This window comes from Bariatricus sp. HCP28S3_A4, assembly GCF_052066395.1.
GTDB lineage: Bacteria > Bacillota > Clostridia > Lachnospirales > Lachnospiraceae > Allocoprococcus.
Genome location: NZ_JBQHSE010000003.1, coordinates 110,973 through 135,302, shown reverse-complemented (window position 1 = coordinate 135,302; position 24,330 = coordinate 110,973). Strand labels below are relative to the sequence as shown.

Below are 24,330 nucleotides of genomic sequence, written 5' to 3'. Positions count from 1 at the left end.
TGGAGTGAGTACGATGAATTGGATACAATCTTTGATCATTGCATGTTCCATGTATTCCAGGATCCCGATGCCGGTGATCGAATGGAATGAAAAAAATATGAAGTATGCGATGTGTTTTTTCCCGCTGATAGGCGTGGTAACAGGGGGTATACAGTATCTTGCCGGAAGCGTGATGTACCATCTTTCTGTAGGGAGAATTTTGCTCGCGGCGGTGATGACGTTACTCCCTGTCGTGGTAAGCGGCGGAATTCATCTGGATGGATTTATGGATACGATGGACGCGCTTGGTTCCTGCGGGGACCGGCAAAAGAAGCTGGAAATTCTGAAGGATTCTCACAGCGGAGCATTCGCTGTCATGGGAATGGGATGTTATCTGGTGTGGAGTCTGGGAATCTGGTCGGAACTTACGGAAGAAATGCTGGCACCGGCTGCGTGTATCTATGTCATTTCCAGAGCCCTCAGCGGATATTCGGTGGTCACTTTTCCTGCGGCGAAAGACAGCGGGCTTGCGCGGACCTTTAAGGATCGCGCACAGAAAAGAACGGTGCAGATTACGTCTGTCCTGTGGCTGCTTGCGGGAGCTGCGCTGATGTTGTGGACGGATGCACGTGCTTCGATAGGAGCGGCCATCGGCGTTTTCTGTTCCTGGGTCTATTATCGCAGGATCTGCAGAAAACAATTTGGAGGAGTGACAGGGGATCTGGCAGGATTTTTCCTTCAGGTCAGTGAACTTGCCATGCTGACAGGAATGGTGGTGATGCAGGCATGGAAGTGATATTGATCCGTCATTTTAAGACAAAAGGGAATCTGGAAAAAAGATATATCGGAAGAACGGATGAGCCGCTTGACCGGATGGCGATACCACAGCGTATGCAGGAGCTGAAGACCGAGCGGGTAATTGTAAGCCCGATGAAACGTTGCAGGCAGACCGCGGAGATCCTCTTCCCCGGGCAGACACAGACTGTCTGTGATAGCCTTAGGGAATGTGATTTTGGAGAGTTTGAAGGTAAGAATTATTTAGAATTGTCAGCGAATCCGCTTTATCAGGGATGGATTGATTCCGGCGGTACGATGCCATTTCCGGGAGGGGAAAGTCATGATGAATTCCGGAAACGGTGTGTGCAGGGATTTGAGCATATGATGGATCAGCTTGAGAAGGATGCCTGTAAAAATGCCGCTTTTGTTGTTCACGGAGGAACAATCATGTCAATTCTGGAAACGTTTGATCCGGAACACAGAGAATTTTATCACTGGCAGGCGGCAAACGGAGAAGGATTTCGAATTAAGGTTCCGGACGAAGCATGGAAGTCCGGCAGAAAATATTTTGCGGAGATTGAGAAACTATGAGAATACTTTGTGTCTGTGTGGCAGGTTTTGTGCTGGATGCCATTTTGGGGGATCCGGTGTGGCTGTATCATCCGGTGCGGCTGATTGGGAAATGGATTGAAATCATGGAAAAGGTGCTTCGGGCGATATGCGGAGAAACAGACCGGGCGCTGCACGTGGCGGGGATCGTTCTCTGGTTTGCAGTCGTTATCGCTTCGACAGGGATTCCTGTAATTCTTTTATACTTTATAAATTCTGTAAATCCGTGGCTGGCATTTGTCGTGGAAATGTTCTGGTGCTATCAGATTCTTGCGGGGAAATCACTGAAAACGGAAAGTCGGAAGGTGTATGATCGTTTGAAGGAACATGATCTTCCTGGAGCGAGATATGCGGTCTCCATGATCGTCGGAAGGGACACGAAAAATCTGAGTGAGCAGGGTGTGACAAAGGCAGCTGTAGAAACGGTGGCTGAAAATACATCTGACGGGGTGATCGCGCCACTATTTTACCTGATGATAGGCGGGGCGCCCCTCGGATTTTTCTATAAAGCTGTGAATACGATGGATTCCATGGTAGGATATAAGAATGACAAGTATCTGTATTTCGGAAGGTTTGCTGCGAAAATGGATGATCTGTTCAATTATATTCCGGCAAGGCTTTCCGCATTTTTTATGATACTGAGTGCGTTTTGCCTTGGAATGGATGGCAAAGGAGCCCTTCGGATCTATTTGCGTGACCGGAGAAAACATGCCAGTCCCAATTCGGCACAGACAGAAGCAGTCTGCGCAGGGGCGCTGGGAGTACAGCTGGCGGGAGATGCATATTATTTTGGAAAATTATATCATAAGGAAACGATCGGTGATCCGGTCAGAGAAATAGAGGCGGAGGATATTGTCCGGGCGGGCCGTCTGATGGACGGAACAGCGGTGTTAACGCTGATCGTACTGGGCCTTCTCCGGATTGTGGTTCTTTAGAAATAACAGAAGAAGTGTACAAATCAACAGAAAGGGGAAGAACATTGGAATATATACATGGCGGAGATATTTACACATACACGGGAATGACAGACTTTTCCGTTAATGTAGGACCGTTTGGACCAAGTATGGCAGTGATGGAAGCGGCGAGAAAGGCAGTCGCTGAGATTGGTAATTATCCGGACAGCCGGTGCGGGAAGCTGAGAGAGGCGTTGGAAAAAGACACCGGAATACCGGGAAAACAGTTCGTCTTTGGAAACGGCGCTGCAGAGTTGATTTACGATGTGGTTCGTGCGGTGCGTCCGAAGAAGGCAGTCATCAGTGTTCCGACGTTTGCAGAGTATGAGCAGGCCCTTCAGACAGAGGAATGTGAAATTCTGTATCATGAAAAGAAAGAGGAGGAAGGATTTGCGCTGGGTGAGGATTTCCTGGAGTTTTTGCGGGATGATGTGGATATAGTGTTCCTTTGTTCACCAGATAATCCGTCCGGAAGAAGCGTGCCGAAAGGACTGCTTCGAAAAATACTGAGAATATGTGAAGAAAAACAGATCTTTATGGTGTTGGATGAATGTTTTCTGGATTTTATGGAGAATGCATCCGAAATGACAATGATAAAAGAAGCGGCAAAGAGCAGTTATCTCATGGTGATCCGGGCATTTACCAAAATGCATGCCATGCCCGGACTCCGCTCGGGGTATGCAGTGAGTAGAAATGAAAGCATTCTGGAGAAAATGGAACGATGTCGGCAGCCCTGGAATGTATCAATCCCTGCTCAGGCGGCATCACTTGCGGCACTTAAGGAAAAGAAAAGAGTGCAGACGACCAGGGAATTTATTACCAGGGAAAGAAAATGGATGGAAGAAGGGCTGGCGGAGATTGGAGTTACCTTCTTCCCATCGGAAGTAAACTACATTTTGCTGAAAAGTGATCTGGATCTGTTTGAGAAGATGAAGGAATATCGGATCCTGATCCGGGACTGCAGCAATTACCGGGGACTCGAGAAAGGATTTTACAGGATTGCGATCCGGCAGCGCGGGGATAATCACAGATTGCTGGAAGCATTGTATGATATATATTCGAAGAGTGTGAAGGTAGAAGAAACGGAGGAGACAGATGGCGAAATCGATCATGATCCAGGGAACGATGTCTAATGTGGGCAAGAGTATTCTTGTCGGAGGGCTATGCCGCATTCTGAAGCAGGACGGCCTTCGCGTAGCACCGTTTAAATCCCAGAATATGGCACTCAATTCCTTTATCACCACGGAAGGTCTGGAGATGGGGCGCGCTCAGGTGATGCAGGCTGAGGCGGCAGGTATTCAGCCGTCTGTTGATATGAATCCAATCCTGCTGAAACCGACCACGGATACGGGATCGCAGGTAATCGTGCGGGGTGAAGTGACGCGAACGATGTCTGCATCGGAATATTTTCGAAAAAAGAAAGAATATATACCGATGATTCTGGAAGCGTATCATCGGTTGGAAGAACAGTATGATGTTATTGTGATCGAAGGTGCCGGGAGTCCGGCCGAGATCAATCTGAAACAAAATGATATTGTCAATATGGGACTGGCGGATATGGTGGATGCGCCGGTCCTTCTGGCGGGCGATATAGATCGTGGCGGAGTGTTTGCACAGATCGTGGGGACGATTGAACTTCTGGAAGAACATGAGAGGATGCGGGTCAAAGGAACCATCATCAACAAATTCCGGGGGGACAAAGGAATTCTGAAACCGGGACTTACGATGTTGGAGGAAAGAACCGGGATACCGGTCTGTGGGGTGGTACCGTATCTGCACCTTGACATTGATGAAGAGGACAGTCTGACGGAGCGGTTTGAAAGAAAAGGTGGTTCCGGCCTGGCAGACATTGTTGTCATACGGCTTCCGAGAATCTCGAATTTTACAGATTTTGCACCGCTGGAACACAGGAAAGAACTTTCTGTCCGATATGTCTCATCTGCAAGGGATTTTGGTAATCCGGATGCGGTTCTGATCCCGGGGAGCAAGAATACGATGGAAGATCTGTTGTGGATGCGCCAGAATGGTCTGGAAGGGAAAATACTCCGGCATGCGTCTTCCGGAAAATTAGTTTTCGGGATCTGTGGCGGATATCAGATGCTGGGAGAGGAGATTCTTGATCCTGAACAGGTGGAAAAAGGCGGCAGCATTCAGGGAATGGGACTGCTTCCGGTTTGCACTGTTTTTCAGGGGGAAAAGACAAGGAGCAGAATTCATGGATGTTTCGGTGATACACAAGGAATCCTAAGCGGACTTTCCGGATCACATCTGGAAGGATATGAGATCCATATGGGCAGGACAACTCTGAGAAAAGGAAACCCGCTCCTTAAGATTCAGGAAGAACTGCATGAAGAGACGGGAAAAGTGGATGGCACCTGGCAGGGAAATGTGTATGGTTGTTATATCCATGGAATCTTTGATTCGGCTGAAGTGTCGGACGGATTGGTAAGGGCTGTCTTAAAAGCAAAGGGAGTGGATACGGATCAAGTCATGACGATGGATTACAACCGATATAAGGAAAATCAATATGACCTTCTCGCAGATGCCCTGCGGGAGAATCTGGATATGAATTATATTTATGAAGTAATTGAGAAAGGGATGAAGATGCCATGCAGTCTGTGATTCGAATCGGAAGCAGAAAAAGTAAGCTTGCGGTGATACAGGCCGAAATTGTAAAAAAACGGATTTTGCAGTTTCATCCGGAACTGGAAATTGAAATTGTAACGATGAAAACAACCGGAGATAAGATCCTGCATCAGAGCCTTGAGAAGATCGGGGGAAAGGGGCTGTTTGTGAAAGAACTGGATCATGCACTCATGGAGGGCAGGATCGATCTGGCAGTGCACAGTCTGAAAGATATGCCTTCGGAAATATCGAAGGAGTTACCGGTCTTTGCATTTCCGAAAAGAGGAGATCCGCGGGATGTGCTGGTCTATTCAGAGCAGGCCGTGCAAACGGGAAGGCTACAGATCATTGGGACCGGCAGCAGGAGAAGGCAGATCCAGATGGCAGAACGGTTTGGGGACTGCAGATTTGAAGGAATACGGGGAAACATCCGGACCCGCCTGGAGAAGCTGGAGACGGAGTCATACGATGCTCTTGTACTGGCGGCAGCAGGACTTCAACGGCTGGGGATGGAGTCGCGGATCGGAAGATATTTCGATGTGGAGGAAATGATCCCGGCAGCGGGTCAGGGGATTTTGGCAGTGCAGGGAAGAAAAGGAGAAAACTGGATCTGGGAAGAGATTCTGGATCACAGAGAGACGCGAGCAGCAGCGCTTGCTGAACGGCAGTTTATTGCGGAACTGGGAGGAGGGTGTACATCACCGGTTGCGGCACACGCGAGGACGAAAGGGGAAGAACTCTGTCTGTCGGGACTTTATTATCGTGAGTCGGATGGTCGGTTTTTTAAGGAAAAGATCGCGGGGACTTGTCAAAAAGCGCAGGAAGCAGGCGCCCTGCTTGCAAAAGAGATGAGACGGAAATATGGTGATTGATAAAAAAATCAGGGAGACGGACATGGAGCAGCAAGGAAAGGTATGGCTTGCGGGAGCAGGACCCGGCGATGTCGGCCTATTAACAATAAAAACAAGAAAAATCATGGAGGAGGCAGATACAATCGTATATGATGCACTGGTCAGTACAGAAATCCTCAGCTTGATTCCGGATGAAAAAGAAATGATTGATGTAGGAAAACGCCAGGGAAATCATCCTGTCCCGCAAAAAGAGATCAATCAGATTTTGCTGGAAAAGGCAATGGAAGGAAAAAAGGTACTCCGTCTTAAAGGCGGGGATCCATTTGTGTTTGGAAGAGGAGGAGAGGAGGCAGAAGTGCTTGCGGAACACGGAATACTATTTGAAGTGGTTCCGGGAGTTACATCTGCAGCAGCTGTTCCGGCCTATGCAGGAATTCCGGTGACACATCGCGATTACACGTCTTCTTTTCATGTAATTACAGGACATCCGAGAAAAGACGGAAGCAGCCGGATCGATTATCCGGCGTTGGTTTCATTAAAGGGGACATTGGTTTTCCTCATGGGGATCACTTCGCTTGGAAAGATCTGTCGTGGACTTATGGATGCAGGTATGGATCCAGATACCATGGCAGCTGTCATAGCGAAAGGAACAACGGCTGGACAAAAAAATGTGGTTTCCACGTTGGAACATTTGGAAGACGAAGTCCTGCTTTCCGGAATCGGGACACCTGCATTGGTCGTAGTCGGGTCGGTCTGTTCACTGGCAGGACGGTTTGCTTGGAGGGCAGCTCTGCCTCTTAACGGGAAACAGATTGTAGTGACCAGACCCAGGGAAAATCCGGGACATCTGGCTGGGTGGCTGAGAACATTAGGAGCACAGGTCATTGAAATGCCTACTATACGTACCAAGGTGATCTCGCCGAATGAGAGACTATGTGAAGTGATGAAAAAATTCGGAACATGTGCCGATCAGGAATGGCTGGTATTTACCAGTGTGATCGGTGTGCGGGTATTCTTTCAGGAACTGAAACATCTTAAAATCGATCTGCGGCAGCTGCTTGGGGGACCGGCGGATATAAAAATTGCCGCAATCGGTGCTGCAACAGAAAGGGAGCTTGCAGGAACAGGCATTTTTGCGGATGTGGTTCCGGAGATTTTTAACGCGGAGAGTCTGGGAACTTGTATTGCAGAAAAGGCAGCTCCGGGAAGTCATATCGTCATTGTGCGGGCGGAGCAGGGATCTCCCGAATTGTTGCCTCCACTTGCGAGAAAGAGACTTGCTGTTGAAGATATTCCGCTCTATACTACGGTGTATACAGAAAATGATGCTGTGACCGGAAGAGTGAAGCATCTGCTTGAAAATGGAGAAATTGATATCGTAACATTTACCAGCGCTTCTACGGTAAGAGGGTTCGTGGCTTCTTTCGAGAAGAGTGGATTTGAAAACATGTGTGCAGTTTGTATCGGGGAGCAGACAAAAAGAGAAGCCGAGCGTTGCATGAAGACATCGGACGAGAGAAATGCACTACAGATTCTGACGGCAGAAGAAGCCTCAGAAGAAGGAATCCTTCAGACAATTTGTGATCATTTCCTGCAGAATACGAAAAGAGAATGAATATGGGGAACTATATTATAAAAAGAATTTTAACAGGCATTTTTTCTTTGTTTGTTCTGATCACGGTTACATTTTTCCTGACGAGAAGTATGCCCGGAAGCCCATTTCAGAGCAGCAACATTTCACCCAATATGGTAGAAACGATGGAAAAAGAATATGGACTGGATGAACCGGCAGCAGTTCAGTATAAGAATTACCTGACAGGCTTGTTAAGGGGAGATATGGGGATTTCTTATAAAAAGCAGGGTGTACGGGTTTCTGATGTAATCGCAAGGGCCTGGCCGTATACGGTGAAAGTCGGAGGACTGGCAATCCTGACGGCGCTTGTTCTGGGAACGGCGCTGGGAATCTGTCAGGCGTGCAGTAGAAAGACTCTGGTAAGAGAAGGAATTTTTATCGGAACTGTACTTGGAGGTGCGATTCCGAATTTTGCGGCGGCAGTCTTGCTTTTGCTGATATTTGGAGTAAAGCTTGGGTGGTTTCCGGTTTCCGGTCTTTTATCCCGGGCGCATTATGTGCTCCCGGTCTTATCTCTTGCTTTATATCCGACTACGGTTGTGGCTAGAATGATGAACCAGTCCATACGGGAGGAGTCTGCAAAAGAATATGTGGTCATGGCAAAAGCGAGGGGAATCAGCCAGAAGAAAATTTTGTATTGTCATATTCTGAGGCATGCGTGGACTTCGATCCTGGGGTATCTGGGCCCTGCGGCCGCTTATCTCATTACCGGAAGTTTTGTGACGGAAACGGTATTTAATATCCCGGGACTTGGAAGAGAATTTGTGAATGCGGTATCCGGAAGAGATTATACGATGATCATGGGACTCACAATCTTTATGGGAATGGTCGTTATTATCGTTAATCTGGCAATGGACATCCTGCGCATGATACTGGAACCGTCGGTAAGGAGGAGCAAATGAAGACTTTCTGGAAAAGTAAATACAGCCGTCTGGGAATCTGTATACTGCTGGTATTGACTTTTTTTACGGTTTTGGTTCCGTTTCTTCCGTTTTATGATCCGGTTACGCAGAATGCAGATCTGAGAAATGCAGGTAGTTCTTTGATGCATTTGTTTGGCACCGATAAATTTGGCCGTGATATTTTCAGCAGAGTGTGGTATGGGGCCGGAATCAGTATGAAGGTGGGCATTCTTGCCAGTCTGATCTCATCGATAGTGGGACTTCTGTATGGCGGGATTGCCGGATATGCCGGAAAGAAAACGGATATGATCATGATGCAGGCAGCAGATATTGTGGATTCGATTCCATCGCTTTTGTATGTCATCCTGTTCATGCTGCTTTTCGGAGCCAGTGTAAAAACGGTGATTTTGGGAATCTGTATCTCCGGGTGGACACGGATGGCGCGCGTAGTTCGTGGCGAGATTCTGCGATTAAAAGAGATGGATTACATTCTTGCGGCCCGTCTCGAGGGATCCGGGGCAATGCGGATTCTGATCAAACAGATGCTTCCGAATCTGAAGGAAAAAGTGATTTTGAACGCAGTACTGCTTGTCCCGGAAGCTATTTTCACAGAGGCTTTTTTGAGCTTTCTGGGTGTTGGAATTGCTGCACCGGCTGCAAGTCTTGGAACTCTGATCCAGGAGGCAAGAAGCCAGATGCAGATTTATCCTACACAAATGATGTGGCCGGTACTGGTGCTGGTCTTATTGATCTTTTCGCTGAATCTGATCGTCAGGGAGAATTAGGTTATGAGTTTACTTAAAATAGATGATTTAAGTGTAAAATTTCATAAACGGCAGGAAGGAGACGGTGTAGTAAACCATTTCTCATTTGAGCTGAGAGAGGGAGAAATCACTGGACTGGTGGGGGAATCCGGTTGTGGAAAGACCACGGCAATGCGAGCGGTCTTGGGACTGCTTTCTTCAGAGACAGAGGTTTCTTTTGGGTATATGGAAGCCGAAGGAGAAGAAATCCTGCGAGGATACCACGAAATGGGCGGGGATTGTCCGGAAAAGATGAAGAAATTGAGAGGACATGTAATTTCTATGGTGTTCCAGGAACCGTCGGCGTATCTGGATCCTGCAATGACGGTGGGAAAACAGCTGACAGAGACGATAAGAGAGCATGCTCGATGTGGAAGGAAAGATGCGGAACAAGAAGCCGGTAAGCTTCTCAAAATGGTGGAGATCACGCGGGAGAAAGAGGTAATGAAGCAGTATCCGTTCGAACTGTCGGGAGGAATGTGCCAAAGGGTTTCAATCGCACTTGCGCTTGCCTGTCATCCGTCTGTTTTAATTGCGGATGAGCCGGTGACTGCGTTAGATGAAGCCATCCAGGAAGATATTCTGATCCTTTTTCGGCGGATCGCAAAAGAAAATGACATGGCAGTCATGCTGATCAGTCATGATCTGAGTGCGGTCGCTTCTATCTGCGACAGAGTTCTGGTTATGAAGGAAGGAAGTCTGATAGAAGAAGGTTCTGTGGAAGAGATTTTCCAAACACCCAGACACGAATATACAAGAGAATTGCTGCGATGTGTGAAAAATCTGGGTCAGAGGGAACTTCGGGAGGTCCAAAGAAATGCAGAAGAGATTCTGAAGCTTGAGCATGTGAGTAAATCTTACAAAGTGACAGAAGCGGTCAAGGATGTGAGTCTGACGATTTTTCGAGGAGAATGCTATGGCATAATCGGGGAGAGCGGATGTGGTAAAACGACGCTTGCACGGATGATAACCGGAATGTTGAGACCGGATGCGGGAGAAATTCGGTATATGGGAAAGCCTATTGTGCCTTTAAGAAAATGGAAAAAGAACCGGCATCAGGAAGGAATACGTATGATTTTCCAGAATCCTCTTACAGCTTTGAATCCGGCATTAACAATCGAACAAATGTTGACGGAGACGATTTTTGCCGGTGGGAAAACAGACAAAATAGAAATGAGAGAGCACTATGTAACAGTATTGGAAAGAGTTGGAATGGGAGAAGAGGTATTGACGAAATATCCGGATGAATTTTCGGGAGGACAGAGACAGAGACTTGCTCTTGCCCGTGCACTCTTAAGAAATCCCAGCTTCCTGGTCTGCGATGAGCCGGTATCGGCACTGGATTTTCCGGTGCAGGAACAGATACTGAGGCTATTAAAGGAAATACAGAAAAAAGAGAAAGTGACAATTTTATTTATTTCTCATGATTTACATGCAGTGCACTTTTTATGCCAGAGAACGTGTGTGATGTATCTGGGAACGATGGTTGAAGAGGGCTACACAGATGAGGTTTATAGGAAGCCTCTTCATCCCTATACCAGAGCACTTCTGAATGCAGGACACAGAACAGAACCAGAAAGTGTAAGGCAGAACTCAGAATCTGAAAATATGAATCTGGAGAATACAAATATGAGAGAGGAAGAGTCACATGGTTGTCCTTATGCCGGAAAATGTCCGGATGTCAGAGCGTATTGTTATCGAAAACGTCCAAAGATGTATTCAATCGATGGACGAAGAGTGGCATGTTTTTTATATACGGAACGGTAAACAAGAGGAGAGACAGGATGAAGAGAATATATGCAGTATTGACAGTGCTTCTTGCTGTCAGTTTGATTTGCGGCAGCTGTAGCCAAAAGAAAGATGAAATAAGAAATGAAGAGAAGGAGCTTACAGTGGCAATCAGTGCAGATACCGGATCAATGGATCCGGCCGGAAGTATCGCGCTGACCTACCTCGCGTATTCTGTAACTGCACTGGATGAACTTCTGACATATGACTCTGATGGAAGGATTGAGTACCGCGCAGCTAAATCTTATGAAGTGAATGAAGACTCAACGATTTGGACATTTCATCTGCGGGAAGAGGCGGTGTGGTCGGACGGAAGTCCGGTCACTTCTTCTGACTTTGTAAATACAATGCAGCGTGCGCTGGATCCGGTGAGCCAGAGCGGATATGCTGTCTATCTCTTTCCGATCCGGAATGCAGAGGCAATCTATAATGGGGAAAAAGGGATAGAAGAACTGAGGGTGGAGACTCCGGATGAGTATACACTGATTTTTTATCTTGAAAGTCCCTGTGTGTATTTCCTGGATCTGCTGCGCCTTCCGGTCTATACGCCATCCTGTCAGAAATATGCGACTGAGACCGGAAACGGCTGGGATAAAGATCCATCGACCAGTGTCTCAAACGGTCCTTTTTATCTGAAAGAATATGTGCCGGAACAGTATTTTGTGCTGGAAAAGAACGAACGGTACTGGAATGCAGATCAGATCCAATTGAACAGAATCACGTACCGCTTTTTTGCAGATCAGCAGTCCATGGCGAATGCATATGAGGCGGGAGAAGTGGATGTGGCGACTTCTCTCCCATCCTATGTTATGGAACTGTATCAGGGAAAAGCAGATCTGGTTGTGACAAATCAGATCGCAACACGGTACATTTACCCGAATCTGGATGTGGAGCCGCTTCAGGACGTGCGGGTCCGGAAAGCACTGAGTCTCGCAATCGAGCGGGAAGAACTCTGTAAAATCGTAGGCGATGATACGGAACCTACCGTCAATCTTGTCGCAAAGCGCATGAAAGATAAGGCTACCGGCAATTATTTTGTGGAAGAAGCGGATCCTCCATTTGAAGAGAATATAGAAGAAGCCAGAGAACTGCTGGCGGAAGCAGGCTATCCGAACGGAGAGGGCTTCCCGACATTGACTTATAATTACCCTACACTGGAGTTGGATTCGGATACGGCGCAGGTTCTGAAGGAACAGCTGAAACGAAATCTGAATATCAACGTGGAACTGAAGGCGCAGGAACTTCAGGTTAATTATTCCGATCGCCATGCAGGAAATTTTGAATTGTGCCGGATGAACTGGACGGCGGATTTCACAGATCCATATACCTATTTGTCGCTCCTTCTTACCAACAGTACATATAATTGCAGCGGAGTGAAGGATGCAGAATATGATGCACTGGTAAAGGCATCGGACTCTGAGACGGATCCGGAGAAACGATCACAGCTTCTTCATCAGGCGGAACAGCTTGCGGTGGGAAAGCAGTTTTATGTGATACCGTTATTCTCGATGAAGAGCTGCAATTTGATACGGCCGGAAATTATCGGGATTACGCAGATAGCCGCTACCGGTGCACTGGAATACCGGTACGCAGACAGGAGGTAGGAGTATGTTCCATCTGGTGACAGGAGGAAGCGGAAGCGGAAAATCGAAATACGCAGAACAGCTGATCACGGAATTTGGAGAAAAAGAGCCCTGGAGAAAACGGTATTACCTTGCTACGATGATGCCCTTTGGGGAGGAGACAAAACAGAAAATCGAACGCCACCGGAAAATGAGAGAAGGAAAAGGGTTCTGTACTGTTGAATGCTATCTGGATTTGAAAAAACAGCTTATCGGGCTGTTTGATGAAGAAAAACAAGCATGTAAACCATTGGTTTTGTTGGAGTGTATGTCGAATCTTGCCGCAAATGAACTATATGAAGAGAACGGTGCAGGGGAGAATTCGGCTGAAATAATTATGGAAGGAATCCGCTTTCTTGTCGATCACAGCTGTCTGCTTGTGGTCGTTACAAATGAAGTTTTTGCCGAAAGTGTACCGGATTCCCCCGAGATGACTGTATATAAAGAGGTGCTTGGGACGGTCAACTGCCGTATGGCAGGAATGGCAGATCAGGTAACGGAAGTGGTTTACGGAATTCCGGTGGAGGTGAAGAGATGAGAATGATCATTGGCGGGGCATTCCAGGGAAAAATGGAATATGCCCAAAAAGAATATCCCGGGATCAGATGGGTGGATGGAGCGGCGTGCTCGGAAGAAGAGCTGCTTCAGTGTGAAGGAGTCTATCATTTTCATCTGTATATCCGAAAGTCAATGGAAAAATATGAAGAGATGAGACTGTTTGCAGACAGAATCATTCGGGAAAATCCACAAATTGTGATCATAACAGATGAAATTGGATACGGACTCGTCCCGATCGATGCTTTCGAGCGCAGATATCGTGAAGAGACAGGACGGATCTGCACCAGGCTTGCAGCATTTTCCGAACGCGTGGACCGGGTGGTGTGTGGTATCGGACTGCCAATCAAAGGAGGAGATGTGCGATGAAAATAGAATTGGAGCAGGTAAAGCCTGCGGAGATAGAAAAGAGAAGTTTTGAGATTATTACAGAGGAACTGGGAGATACGATCCTCATTCCGGGGACGGAGCCAATCGTAAAGCGATGTATCCATACCAGCGCTGATTTTGATTATGTCGACAATCTGGTTTTTTCGGATCATGTTGTGGAAAGGGCGCTTAAAGCCCTGCGCGGCGGTGCGTCGATCGTGACGGACACTCAGATGGGAAAATCAGGGATCAACAAAAAGAAGCTGGCTGAATACGGAGGACACGTGTACTGCTTTATGTCCGATGAGGACGTGGCAGAGGCCGCAAAAAAAGGAGGAACAACCCGTGCCCAGGCCAGCATGGACAAAGCGGCCGAGTTAAGCGAGAAGCTGATTTTCGCAATCGGTAACGCGCCGACAGCGCTGGTGAGATTGTATGAATTAATTAAAGAAGGTAAAATAAATCCCGAGCTGATCATCGGAGTGCCGGTGGGATTTGTGAATGTGGTACAGTCCAAAGAGCTGATCCTTGGACTGAAGGATACACCTTATATCGTCGCAAAGGGAAGAAAAGGAGGAAGCAATATCGCAGCATGTATCTGCAATGCCCTTCTTTATATGCTGGATCAGGAGGCGTAAACCATGCGGAAGTCTTATTTCCCTATGTTTGTGGATATTTCGGAGAAAAAGATCGTTGTGATCGGGGCAGGCGTGATCGCGGCACGGCGTATACGGACCCTTTTGGCATTTTCAGGGAACATTCATGTCATAGCATCTGAGATATGTGAAGAGGTCCTGAGACTGAAAGAAGAACAGAAGGTTCATTGTATCAGAAAAAAGTTCGAAGAGCAGGATCTTGCGGGGGCGGACATCGTGTTTGCAGCCACTAACAATCACAGATTGAACAGGCAGATCGTGTGTTACTGTAATGCACATGGAATCCCGGTCAATACTTGTGATCAGAAAGAACTGTGCGATTTTTATTTTCCATCTATTGTTATAAAAGACGAAATCGTGATCGGAATTGGCTCCGGTGGGACGGATCCCGGAAAAGTAAAGTCTGTCAGAGAAAGAATTGAAGGGATGTTGGAGTGAGCGGTGTACGCTGTACAAAGACAAAAATATGAGGTTTGTGCAAATTGTTGCAGCGTATTTGGTAAAAATATATAAAAATACGGGATTGGGTTTGTACTTTGTGCATAAATGTGTTCTTCGGTGAAAAACGTTTGTTTATGTGCGTGACACAAAAACATAAACTTGTAGAATGTGCGCAATACACGGAAAAAAGTGTTGAAAATCCGGCTGATTTTCCTTATGATATAAGTAACGGTTAAGGGAAATATTTCAAGCACGGAGGTTGAAAACATGAATGATAATATGATGTGGGCACTGGTGAAAGAAAAACCGGAACAGGGACTTTGGATGAAGAGAGTACCGATCCCGGAGGTTGGACCAAATGATGTGAAGATCAAGATCCACAAAAATGCAATTTGTGGTACGGACGTACACATTTATCAGTGGAATGACTGGGCACAGCACACGATCCCGATCGGACTTACAGCCGGACACGAGTATGTAGGCGAAGTTGTAGAAGTCGGAGCCGGTGTACAGGGATTCAAACCGGGCGATCTGGTATCCGGTGAAGGACATATCACCTGCGGCAAATGCCGTAACTGTCTGGAAGGACACAAGGAGAACTGTAAAGATGCAAAGGGCGTTGGCGTAAACAGAAACGGTGCGTTTGCTGAGTATCTGGTAATTCCGGCATCCAATGTATGGCCATGCAACCCGGCTATCGATGAGGAACTCTATGCAATATTTGATCCGTTTGGAAATGCAACACATACAGCACTTTCTTATGATATGCTTGGCGAAGACGTTCTGATTGCAGGTGCCGGTCCGATCGGTATTATGGCAGCAGCAATCGCAAAATTCTCAGGAGCAAGACATGTTGTTATTACAGATATGAACCAGTATCGTCTGGATCTTGCGAAGAAACTCGGAGCAACAAGAACGGTCAATCTGACACAGGAAAAACTGCCGGATGTCATGAAGGAAATCGGAATGACAGAAGGATTTGACGTGGGTCTTGAAATGTCCGGAAGCCAGGTGGCTCTTCATGATATGATCCACAACATGAAACATGGTGGAAATATCGCACTTCTGGGTCTTCAGAGAACAGATGCTACGGTAGATCTGGAGACCGTAATCTTCAACGGACTGAATATCCGCGGTATTTACGGAAGAAAAGTATGGGATACATGGTACAAGATGTCTACTATGGTTCAGGCCGGACTGGATATCTCTCCGATCATCACGCATCGTTTTGACATCAGAGATTACGAAAAGGGATTTGCAGCAATGATTTCCGGAGAATCAGGAAAAGTAATTCTTGACTGGGCACATATCAACGATTAATAGAAAGGGGACCGCAGTAAATGGCACGTAAGAATGATATTTTAAGTATTTATACAAAAGAAGTAGAAGACATTAAGGAAGCAGGACTTTTTAAAGGCGAGGCTCCGTTCGTTTCTCCGCAGGGAGCTAGAGTAAAGATGGAAGACGGCAGAGAGTTGCTTTGCATGTGTGCAAATAACTATCTTGGACTGGGAGACAGCCCGCGTCTGATTGAAGCAGCAAAGAAAACATATGATGAAAAGGGATACGGAGTTGCATCTGTCCGTTTTATCTGTGGAACACAGGACATTCATAAACAGCTCGAGAAGAAGATCTCCAGCTTCCTCGGAACCGATGACACGATTCTTTACTCTTCCTGCTTTGATGCAAACGGTGGCCTTTTTGAGACGATCCTGACAGCAGAAGATGCAGTCATCAGTGATGAACTGAATCACGCATCCATCATCGACGGAGTACGTCTCTGCAAAGCAAAACGTTTCCGTTATAAAAACAACAATATGGAAGACCTGGAAGCACAGCTGAAAGCTGCAGATGAAGCAGGCGCAAGAATCAAACTGATCGCAACAGACGGTGTGTTCTCTATGGACGGAATCATCTGCAATCTGAAAGGTGTATGTGATCTTGCTGATAAATACAATGCGCTGGTTATGGTTGATGACAGCCATGCCGTTGGCTTTGTAGGAAAACATGGACGCGGAACTGCAGAGTACTGCGGTGTAGAAGGACGTGTTGATATCATTACCGGAACACTTGGAAAAGCACTTGGCGGAGCTTCCGGCGGATATACGAGCGGACGTAAGGAAATCATCGATCTTCTTCGTCAGAGAAGCCGTCCGTACCTGTTCTCCAATTCTCTTGCACCGGCAATCGCAGGCGCAAGCATTGAGATGTTCAACATGCTGGAAGAAAGCACAGAGCTTCGCGATCACTTGGAAGAAGTGACTGCTTACTACCGCAAACAGCTCGTTGATAACGGCTTCGACATCATTCCGGGAACCCACCCATGCGTACCGGTTATGCTGTATGACGAAAGACTGGCAGGCGAATATGCAAAGAAAATGATGGAAAAAGGTGTATACGTAGTAGCCTTCTCTTATCCGGTCGTACCGAAGGGAAAAGCAAGAATCCGTACACAGGTTTGCGCAAGCCATACAAAAGAAGATATCGATTTCATTGTAAAATGCTTCAAGGAAGTTAGAGAAGAAATCGGAAGATAATTATAGATAGATTTTGGAGGATGTCTCTTTGGGGAAGGAGATGTCCTCCTTTTTTGTGCTTCGGAGAAACGGGTTGAATAGTTGCCAACGATGAAGAATGTTCAGTTGTAAATGAAGAAAGGAACTGATATACTGAAAAAGAATGTATTTAAAGTCAGAGATTTGTTTTTGTAGGCTAAATGGTAGTAATTGCGTAAAGATAGATATGATGGAGCATTACAAATGAAAGAATGGAAAGAAAGATTCGATGAAACATCACTGGAATGGGGCAAAAAGGCATGCTTGAACAGAAAGGTTGTTGATTTGACCAGGACAGAGAAAGGGTATTCGGCAGCAGTATTAGAGAGACAACGAGCAGAGGTTGTTATCAAAATGACGGATGATGACATTTCACGTATGAACTGCCAGTGCGCAATCGCGAAAAGTGGGAAAAACTGCAGGCACATGGCGGCAGTACTCTATGCGATTGACATGAGAAAAGAGGCAGAACAGAGTCGAAAAAATGAAGAGGAACTCATGAAGCTATGGAGGGAGAACGAAGAAAAGCATGCAGCAGAAGAGCAAAAAAAATCGAAGCTTCAGATAAAAAGGAGAAGAACAGCATATGAAAAAGAAGAACTGAAGCGTCGTGAAGAAGAAAGAGTTGCGGAAGAAAAGAAACGCCTGGAGGAGGAAGAAGCGGCACGCGAAAAGAGACGAATCGAAGAAGAAAAAGCTGTGGAAGAAAAGAAACGTCAGGAAGAAGAAAAAGCTGCAAAGAAGCTTGCCAGAGAGCAGAGAAAAGCGAAAAAAGCACGGCAGGATGAGGAACGAAAGAAAATAGCAGAACAGCGCCGCGAAAAAGAGGCGGAGAGAATCCGTGCGGAAGAGGCCAGGAAGGAAGAAATCCGAAATAAGAAAAAGGAAGAAGCGAAAAGGCGAGAAGAAAAACGGCGTCTGGAGGAAGAAGGAAAACGCAGAGCTGAAGAACTGAAAAAAGAGGAAGAAAAGCGCAAGGCTGAGAAACTCAGGAAGGCAGAAGAAGAACGGATTGCAGAGGAACTGCGCCGAAAAGAAGAACAGCGGCTGGCCGAGGAGAGAATGCTGTCTGAAGTAAAGAAGCGTCAGCAGGAAAGAGCAAGAAGACAGATGCTGAAAAAGGATTATGAGACTTTGGAAAATCCATGGCATGATGACTCAGAAGAAATGGATTCAGAAAAGGCTCAAAAGAGAATGAATGCATTAGAGAACTATTCTTACTTCAGACCCGAGGTTATCAGAAATGCGATGAAATTTTCGAAGGCAGTGCAGAGTGAAGCTGAGAAAGTGATCAGAAACGGCAAACTCAGATTAGATGAGGTAGGAACCGGTTATAATCAGATGACAAGAGAAATACTGGGACAGATCAGTTTCAGTTGTGAGGAAGACGGGATCGAATTTCCGGTTTATGTCCAGTTTGCCAGAGATGAACTGTTGTCTCTTCAGTGTCATTGCCCTGAGTGCCGGATGAATTATTATGGCTGGTATTATTCGAAGAATCAGTTTTGCAAGTATAAGGCGGGAGCCTTACTTGAGACAGAAAGGATTTTAAAGGATCAGAACATCGGAGATGCAACGGACTACAGTGGAAAACGGGTCCTTTCCTCTTTTTCCAATAAACGAATGACGAAATTTGTGTCGGATATGGAAGCAGAACCGAAGAATCTGCGTCTGGTTCCGAGACTGGTCATGAAGGATGGAAAACTGACACTGACTTTCAAGGTGGGAGAGAACAAACTGTTTGTAGTAAAAAAATTGAATGAATTCTGTGAGAATGTTAAGAATGCTTCAACGGCAGTGTATGGAAGCAGTACGAATATTAATCATAATATTGAGAATTTCACAGAAGAAAGCCGGAAATGGATCCATTTTATTAATCAGATTGTCCGGGATGAGAATGCATTTGCGCGGAGAATGATGGAATCAAGAAACTATTATTCTTACCAGAAGCAGGATGTGGGAGGTTCTGTTGATCTCTATGGATGGAGGCTGGACGAATTCTATAATCAGATGGGAGGAGAGCCTGTCGAGTACGAAAACCGCGACAAGTCACCGGTGAAAAAGATTTATCTGGAACCGGGAATCGGTGAACCGAAGATCCAGATGAGAATCAGTGCGGATACACTGGGGACGCACAAGGAATTCCATGGAGTGAGAGTCAGAGGAAACTTGCCGGAATTATTCTATGGAGTAGATACAGCCTACTATATCAGTGGTACTCATTTTATGAAAGTGGAACCAGAATTTCTTGGCAAAATGGAACCTCTGACAAGAGCGGCTGATGGTGGCTCAATTGCCTTCTTGGTAGGACGCAATCATATGGCAGAGTTTTTTTACCGTACTCTTCCACAATTACGTGAAGTAGCAGATATTACGGAAGCGGAACCGGAAAAATTCCGTTCGTATCTGCCGCCGGAAGTACAGTTTCGATTTGATCTGGATGCACCGGAGCAGGATGTCGTATGCCGTGCACTGGCGTGTTACGGAGAACAGGAGTTCTCTCTGACTGACTATTTTGATGATGAATTAATTGAAAACATGGCTGCCTTTCGTGATTATGAGAGAGAACAGGAAACCATAGCATATCTGTTTCAGTATTTACCCGAAATTAATTGGGAAAGTGAAAGCTTCAGTTGTGGAAAAGATGAGGAACGAATCTATAATCTGATGAAGAACGGGCTGGATAAGATGCTGGAGCTGGGCGAAGTGAGATGCACGAAAAGCTTCCTGGGATACCGTACGATCAATAGAGTTCGTGTATCTGCGGGGGTATCTGTCTCCGAGGGAATGCTGAATCTGGAAATTTCGACTACGGATGTACCGATGCAGGAACTGTTGGAACTTCTGCAGAGTTATCGCACAAAGAAAAAATATTACCGGTTAAAGGATGGCTCCTTCGTTGATCTGGAGAATTCTCCACTGGAAGCTTTAAATGAGATGATTCAGGGACTGCATGTGAAGCCAAAAGAGTTCCTGAAAGGCCAACTACATCTTCCGATGTATCGGACGCTTTATCTGGATAAACTGCTGGAAGAAAACGAGAGCATTTACAGTAACAGAGACAGTCATTTCCGTAAGATCATTAAAGGATTTAAGACGGTAAAGGAAGCGGACTTTGAAGAGCCAGAGAGTTTAAGCAAAGTGATGCGTCCTTACCAGAAAGATGGATTTAAGTGGCTGCGAACACTGGAGGAGTGGGGATTTGGCGGAATCCTTGCGGATGATATGGGACTTGGGAAGACGCTGCAGGCGATTGCTGTGCTTCTTTCTGCAAAACAAGAAGGAAAAGAAGGAACGTCTCTAATCATAGCGCCGGCTTCTCTGGTCTTCAACTGGCAGGAAGAGTTCAGCCGCTTTGCATCGGAACTTCGGGTAAATGTGGTTGCCGGTACGCAGAATGAGCGCCGGAATATTGTTGAAAACTGGAAGGATGTGGATGTGCTGATTACGTCTTATGACCTGCTCAAACGTGATATTGGGTTTTATGACGAAAAAACATTTCTCTATGAGATCATTGATGAAGCGCAGTATATAAAAAATCATTCAACAGCTGCAGCCAAAGCAGTTAAGGTGATACAAAGCAAAACCAGGTATGCTCTGACGGGAACCCCGATCGAGAATCGCTTAAGTGAGCTTTGGAGCATCTTCGATTATCTCATGCCGGGATTCTTATATTCTTACGAAGCTTTCCGAAAAGAACTTGAGATTCCGATTGCAAAGAATCAGGATGAGGCTGCTACAAAGAGACTACAGAAGATGACGGCTCCTTTCATCCTGAGAAGGCTGAAAGAGAATGTTTTGAAAGACCTTCCGGAGAAAATGGAAGAAATCAGGTATGTCAAGTTTGAAGATACACAGCAGAAGTTATATGATGGACAGGTACTGCATTTGAAACAGGTAATTTCCGAGCAGGACAATCAGGAGTTTAATAAGAATAAGCTGCAGGTATTAGCGGAAATCACGAAGCTTCGGCAGATTTGTTGCGATCCTTCGCTTTGTTTTGAACACTATCGCGGAGAAGCCGCGAAGGTTGATGCATGTCTGGATCTGGTGCAGAGTGCGATGGATGGCGGACATCGTATCCTGCTGTTTTCACAGTTTACTTCTATGCTGGATATTTTGAAGGAGAATTTTGATAAGGCGGGAATCCCGTATTTCCTGATAACGGGAAGCACCGCAAAAGAAAAACGTCTTGAGCTTGTCAGGGAATTTAACGAAGGAGATACGCCGGTATTTTTGATTTCATTGAAAGCAGGTGGAGTCGGACTTAATCTTACCGGTGCAGATGTGGTCATCCATTATGATCCATGGTGGAATCAGGCGGTTCAGAATCAGGCGACAGACCGTGCGCACCGAATCGGTCAGACGCGGAAAGTGACAGTGTATAAACTCCTGGCGAAGAACACGATTGAGGAGAAGATTCAAAAGCTGCAAGAGAAGAAAACTGATCTTGCTACCCAGATCTTAAGTGGAGAGAATGGATATTTGGGAAGTATGAACCGAGATGAATTGCTGGAACTTCTGGATTCCAATCAGGCATAAAAAAGGGGAACGCAGTTTTGCGTTCCCTTTTAAAACATTTGCATTTCAATCACTGATTCAATGCGCCCAGAGACTTATAGAATTCCGGGTAAGAGACATCGACACACCGGCTGTCCTGTATTGTGGTCGTTCCCGCAGCAGCAAGTCCGGCGATGGAAAATGCCATTGCGATGCGGTGATCCAGATAGCTGTTGATGTCCGTGCCGTGGAGAGGATTTCCACCGTGGATGATCATGCCGTCTTCGGTAGGAACCACGTCTGCGCCCATGGCAAGCAGAGCTTCCGTTGTTGTTTTGATCCGGTCGGTTTCCTTCACTTTGAGTTCAGCGGCATCTTTGATCACAGTTGTTCCTTCTGCGAAAGCTGCCATTACAGCGATCATTGGAATCTCGTCAATGAGAGTCGGGATGATCGCACCTTCTACCGTCGTACCGTGAAGTGAACTGGATCTTACAAGCAGATCGGCGGTCGGTTCTCCGCTGGCACTGGTCTGGTTTACATAAGTGATATCAGCGCCCATAGCGCGGCATACTTCGAGAAGTCCGGCGCGGGTCGGGTTGATCCCGACATTTCGGATGAGCAGTTCAGAGTTCGGCACCAGAAGTCCGGCGGCAATGAAGTATGCTGCGGAAGAAATGTCACCGGGAACCTGAATCTGCCGGGCAAAAAGTTCTTCGCATGGCTGAATGGAGGCCGTGGCGCTTCCGTCGTCATGATTGATGGTTATTACATTTGCCCCAAATCCATTCAGCATCAGCTCCGTATGATTGCGGGACAGCGTAGGCTCTGTAACTTCAGTCACACCGTCGGCATAAAGTCCTGCGAGAAGAACGGCGGATTTGACCTGCGCGGATGCCACCCTGGAACGATAGTGAATATGTTTCAGCTCCGGGTGTGATCCGGGATTCAGGTGATGGTTGATCTGAAGCGGCGCACAGCCATTACCGTTCTGACTTTGAATATCGGCACCCATAAGGGACAGCGGTTCCATAATCCGTTTCATGGGGCGCGAATTCAGAGAGGCATCTCCCGATAAAGTGGTGGCAAAGGGCTGCCCGGAGAGGATTCCGGAGATCAGGCGGGTGGTTGTACCGCTGTTCCCGACATCCAGCGTTCCGGCCGGAGCGGTCAGACCATGAAGCCCCCTGCCGTGAACCAGTATCTTTTCCGGCGTATTCTCAATTTCGATCCCCATAGCGCGGAAACATCCGATCGTAGACAGACAGTCCGCTCCCTGAAGAAAATGAGTAATCTCAGTTGTACCTTTGGCCAGTGCCCCGAACATAACGGAACGATGGGAAATGGACTTGTCTCCGGGGATTTCAATCTCACCGTGAAGTCCGTGGGAAGTATGAATTTCCATAATTATGTATATTCCTTTCTGATTGTAGATTCGTTATCTTTCATATATGATATACCGATGCTTTCTGAGCAGAGCGGAAGCTTTATCGCAGGAATTGCCGTCGTAGAATTCAATTCTAAGAACGCCTTCTTCAAATTCGCGGTTATTTACAATTCCGATATTCTTGATATTGACACCGCCGCACGCAAGGATCGTAGCGATTGTTGCAATGCCGCCGGTCTCATCCGGTATGTCGCAGTAGATGGCGAACGTCTTCCGGATCGGTCCCGATGAACCGTCAGGGATCGAATTCCTGTAATTTCTGGAATGGTCAAACATATCATAAATTGCCTGAGAATCGCCTGCATCGATCAGTGATTTAGCCTGAGTCAGCATCTGAATATATTCATCCAGAATCCGGGAAATATTCTTTCCGTTCTGAAGGCAGATATGCTGCCACATCGTCGGTGAAGAAGAAGCAATCCTTGTGATATCCTTAAAACCGCCCGCCGCAAGATTCTTCATCAGTTCATCCGGAGTATCGGTATTCCGCACAAAATTAACCAGGGATGCGGCGATAATATGCGGAAGATGACTGATCGTGCCGGTAATCTGATCATGGATCTGATAATCAAGCACGACAGGAATGGAATGGAGAGCCTCCACGAACTCGGAATAGCTCTGTATTTTTTCTTTGGAAACTTCCGGAGAAGGAGTAAGGATGAAATAAGCGTTTTCAATTAAAAGCGGTTTGGAATTTGCAAATCCGCTTTTCTCAGAACCGGCCATCGGGTGACCGCCTATGAAGTATTTCCCCAGTCCCAGACGTTCAATCTCCTCATGCATCGGAGTTTTTACACTCCCAACGTCAGTGAGAATCAGTCCGTCATGGAGATAGGGCGTCATCATCTTCAGGTATTCGGTATTAAATGCCACAGGGGCACAGAGGAAAATGTAGTCGCAGTCGCGGAAATTGTCATCGATCGACGTGCAGGCTACATGAATGACCGATTCCTGTGTTGCAAGTGCCAGTGTTTCTTTATTATTATCGAATGCAATTATCTCGTAATCCGGATAGTAACGGCGGATGGCCCGGGCAATGGACCCGCCGATCAGTCCGAGACCAATAAATCCGATTTTCTTCTGTTTCATAGCTAAAGAATCCTTTCTAAACATTAACTTTCATTTTAAATGATAAAACGAATTCTGTCAATAATGCAACGCTTTAAAGTGAAAAAGCAATAGGAGTTGCGATATTTTTGTTAAAAATAAATAAAATAGTTGTAACTTTGAACAATATTTAGTACAATGTACCCATGAGAAACTTT

The 24,330-nt window shown here is 46.4% G+C and carries 20 protein-coding genes; 18 read left to right on the top strand and 2 right to left on the bottom strand.

Features of this window, described 5'->3' with window-relative positions; translation table 11 throughout:
- The first annotated feature begins 13 nt into the window (after positions 1–13).
- The 18 genes from ACTNBF_RS02615 (at position 14) to ACTNBF_RS02530 (ending at position 21,660) form a co-directional block, all read left to right on the top strand.
- Positions 14–775, top strand: a complete 762-nt coding sequence (locus tag ACTNBF_RS02615) for an adenosylcobinamide-GDP ribazoletransferase (protein ID WP_427807225.1) — start codon at positions 14–16, stop codon at positions 773–775.
- Entirely contained in the window at positions 766–1,347 is a 582-nt protein-coding gene (locus ACTNBF_RS02610) for a histidine phosphatase family protein (protein ID WP_441088708.1), read from the top strand. The genes ACTNBF_RS02615 and ACTNBF_RS02610 overlap by 10 nt, the downstream gene beginning before the upstream one ends.
- Positions 1,344–2,300 (top strand): adenosylcobinamide-phosphate synthase CbiB, encoded by a 957-nt coding sequence (gene cbiB / locus ACTNBF_RS02605; protein ID WP_427807227.1) that lies wholly within the window; start codon positions 1,344–1,346, stop codon positions 2,298–2,300. The genes ACTNBF_RS02610 and cbiB overlap by 4 nt, the downstream gene beginning before the upstream one ends.
- A gap of 44 nt (positions 2,301–2,344) precedes the next feature.
- On the top strand, positions 2,345–3,451 hold the full coding sequence (locus ACTNBF_RS02600) for a pyridoxal phosphate-dependent aminotransferase (RefSeq protein ID WP_427807228.1): 1,107 nt from the start codon (positions 2,345–2,347) through the stop codon (positions 3,449–3,451).
- Entirely contained in the window at positions 3,414–4,940 is a 1,527-nt protein-coding gene (locus tag ACTNBF_RS02595; protein WP_441016756.1) for a cobyric acid synthase, read from the top strand. The genes ACTNBF_RS02600 and ACTNBF_RS02595 overlap by 38 nt, the downstream gene beginning before the upstream one ends.
- Entirely contained in the window at positions 4,928–5,815 is an 888-nt protein-coding gene (gene hemC, locus ACTNBF_RS02590; RefSeq protein ID WP_427807230.1) for a hydroxymethylbilane synthase, read from the top strand. Before ACTNBF_RS02595 ends, hemC begins: the two co-directional genes overlap by 13 nt.
- Positions 5,805–7,409 (top strand): uroporphyrinogen-III C-methyltransferase, encoded by a 1,605-nt coding sequence (gene cobA / locus ACTNBF_RS02585; protein WP_427807231.1) that lies wholly within the window; start codon positions 5,805–5,807, stop codon positions 7,407–7,409. Before hemC ends, cobA begins: the two co-directional genes overlap by 11 nt.
- A 2-nt stretch (positions 7,410–7,411) precedes the next feature.
- Entirely contained in the window at positions 7,412–8,329 is a 918-nt protein-coding gene (locus ACTNBF_RS02580) for an ABC transporter permease (protein WP_427807232.1), read from the top strand.
- Entirely contained in the window at positions 8,326–9,114 is a 789-nt protein-coding gene (locus ACTNBF_RS02575; protein ID WP_427820615.1) for an ABC transporter permease, read from the top strand. Before ACTNBF_RS02580 ends, ACTNBF_RS02575 begins: the two co-directional genes overlap by 4 nt.
- A 3-nt stretch (positions 9,115–9,117) precedes the next feature.
- Positions 9,118–10,899: a dipeptide ABC transporter ATP-binding protein gene (locus ACTNBF_RS02570; protein WP_441088707.1), complete on the top strand. Its 1,782-nt coding sequence runs from the start codon at positions 9,118–9,120 to the stop codon at positions 10,897–10,899.
- A gap of 17 nt (positions 10,900–10,916) precedes the next feature.
- Positions 10,917–12,524, top strand: coding sequence for a peptide ABC transporter substrate-binding protein (locus ACTNBF_RS02565; RefSeq protein ID WP_441088706.1), 1,608 nt, complete (start codon positions 10,917–10,919; stop codon positions 12,522–12,524).
- Positions 12,525–12,528: 4 nt separating this feature from the next.
- Positions 12,529–13,080 (top strand): bifunctional adenosylcobinamide kinase/adenosylcobinamide-phosphate guanylyltransferase, encoded by a 552-nt coding sequence (locus ACTNBF_RS02560; RefSeq protein ID WP_441024674.1) that lies wholly within the window; start codon positions 12,529–12,531, stop codon positions 13,078–13,080.
- Positions 13,077–13,466 (top strand): bifunctional adenosylcobinamide kinase/adenosylcobinamide-phosphate guanylyltransferase, encoded by a 390-nt coding sequence (locus ACTNBF_RS02555; RefSeq protein ID WP_427807238.1) that lies wholly within the window; start codon positions 13,077–13,079, stop codon positions 13,464–13,466. The genes ACTNBF_RS02560 and ACTNBF_RS02555 overlap by 4 nt, the downstream gene beginning before the upstream one ends.
- Positions 13,463–14,104 carry a precorrin-8X methylmutase gene (locus ACTNBF_RS02550; RefSeq protein ID WP_441088705.1) on the top strand — a complete coding sequence of 214 codons (642 nt, stop codon included), beginning with the start codon at positions 13,463–13,465 and terminating at the stop codon, positions 14,102–14,104. The genes ACTNBF_RS02555 and ACTNBF_RS02550 overlap by 4 nt, the downstream gene beginning before the upstream one ends.
- 3 nt (positions 14,105–14,107) lie before the next feature.
- A complete protein-coding gene (locus ACTNBF_RS02545; RefSeq protein ID WP_427807240.1) occupies positions 14,108–14,560 on the top strand; it encodes a precorrin-2 dehydrogenase/sirohydrochlorin ferrochelatase family protein in 453 nt (150 codons plus the stop codon).
- A gap of 270 nt (positions 14,561–14,830) precedes the next feature.
- Positions 14,831–15,883: an L-threonine 3-dehydrogenase gene (gene tdh, locus ACTNBF_RS02540; RefSeq protein ID WP_427807241.1), complete on the top strand. Its 1,053-nt coding sequence runs from the start codon at positions 14,831–14,833 to the stop codon at positions 15,881–15,883.
- Positions 15,884–15,903: 20 nt separating this feature from the next.
- Entirely contained in the window at positions 15,904–17,100 is a 1,197-nt protein-coding gene (locus ACTNBF_RS02535) for a glycine C-acetyltransferase (protein WP_427807242.1), read from the top strand.
- 222 nt (positions 17,101–17,322) lie between these two features.
- A complete protein-coding gene (locus tag ACTNBF_RS02530) occupies positions 17,323–21,660 on the top strand; it encodes an SNF2-related protein (RefSeq protein WP_441024676.1) in 4,338 nt (1,445 codons plus the stop codon).
- Between the two features lie 49 nt (positions 21,661–21,709).
- Here ACTNBF_RS02530 and aroA read toward each other — a convergent pair whose 3' ends face one another.
- Positions 21,710–23,023, bottom strand: a complete 1,314-nt coding sequence (gene aroA, locus ACTNBF_RS02525; RefSeq protein ID WP_427819909.1) for a 3-phosphoshikimate 1-carboxyvinyltransferase — start codon at positions 23,021–23,023, stop codon at positions 21,710–21,712.
- 33 nt (positions 23,024–23,056) lie between these two features.
- On the bottom strand, positions 23,057–24,154 hold the full coding sequence (locus ACTNBF_RS02520; protein WP_427807245.1) for a prephenate dehydrogenase/arogenate dehydrogenase family protein: 1,098 nt from the start codon (positions 24,152–24,154) through the stop codon (positions 23,057–23,059).
- Positions 24,155–24,330: the final 176 nt, after the last annotated feature.

Excerpts from the sequence above, each read along its gene's own strand:
- ACTNBF_RS02535 (WP_427807242.1), top strand. The coding sequence starts at position 15,904 with ATGGCACGTAAGAATGATATTTTAAGTATTTATACAAAAGAAGTAGAA.
- cobA (WP_427807231.1), top strand. The coding sequence starts at position 5,805 with ATGGTGATTGATAAAAAAATCAGGGAGACGGACATGGAGCAGCAAGGA.
- ACTNBF_RS02610 (WP_441088708.1), top strand. The coding sequence starts at position 766 with ATGGAAGTGATATTGATCCGTCATTTTAAGACAAAAGGGAATCTGGAA.
- tdh (WP_427807241.1), top strand. The coding sequence starts at position 14,831 with ATGAATGATAATATGATGTGGGCACTGGTGAAAGAAAAACCGGAACAG.
- ACTNBF_RS02615 (WP_427807225.1), top strand. The coding sequence starts at position 14 with ATGAATTGGATACAATCTTTGATCATTGCATGTTCCATGTATTCCAGG.
- cbiB (WP_427807227.1), top strand. The coding sequence starts at position 1,344 with ATGAGAATACTTTGTGTCTGTGTGGCAGGTTTTGTGCTGGATGCCATT.
- ACTNBF_RS02565 (WP_441088706.1), top strand. The coding sequence starts at position 10,917 with ATGAAGAGAATATATGCAGTATTGACAGTGCTTCTTGCTGTCAGTTTG.
- ACTNBF_RS02570 (WP_441088707.1), top strand. The coding sequence starts at position 9,118 with ATGAGTTTACTTAAAATAGATGATTTAAGTGTAAAATTTCATAAACGG.
- ACTNBF_RS02545 (WP_427807240.1), top strand. The coding sequence starts at position 14,108 with ATGCGGAAGTCTTATTTCCCTATGTTTGTGGATATTTCGGAGAAAAAG.
- ACTNBF_RS02555 (WP_427807238.1), top strand. The coding sequence starts at position 13,077 with ATGAGAATGATCATTGGCGGGGCATTCCAGGGAAAAATGGAATATGCC.
- ACTNBF_RS02550 (WP_441088705.1), top strand. The coding sequence starts at position 13,463 with ATGAAAATAGAATTGGAGCAGGTAAAGCCTGCGGAGATAGAAAAGAGA.
- ACTNBF_RS02595 (WP_441016756.1), top strand. The coding sequence starts at position 3,414 with ATGGCGAAATCGATCATGATCCAGGGAACGATGTCTAATGTGGGCAAG.
- ACTNBF_RS02530 (WP_441024676.1), top strand. The coding sequence starts at position 17,323 with ATGAAAGAATGGAAAGAAAGATTCGATGAAACATCACTGGAATGGGGC.
- ACTNBF_RS02575 (WP_427820615.1), top strand. The coding sequence starts at position 8,326 with ATGAAGACTTTCTGGAAAAGTAAATACAGCCGTCTGGGAATCTGTATA.
- ACTNBF_RS02560 (WP_441024674.1), top strand. The coding sequence starts at position 12,529 with ATGTTCCATCTGGTGACAGGAGGAAGCGGAAGCGGAAAATCGAAATAC.
- aroA (WP_427819909.1), bottom strand. The coding sequence starts at position 23,023 with ATGGAAATTCATACTTCCCACGGACTTCACGGTGAGATTGAAATCCCC.
- hemC (WP_427807230.1), top strand. The coding sequence starts at position 4,928 with ATGCAGTCTGTGATTCGAATCGGAAGCAGAAAAAGTAAGCTTGCGGTG.
- ACTNBF_RS02520 (WP_427807245.1), bottom strand. The coding sequence starts at position 24,154 with ATGAAACAGAAGAAAATCGGATTTATTGGTCTCGGACTGATCGGCGGG.
- ACTNBF_RS02580 (WP_427807232.1), top strand. The coding sequence starts at position 7,412 with ATGGGGAACTATATTATAAAAAGAATTTTAACAGGCATTTTTTCTTTG.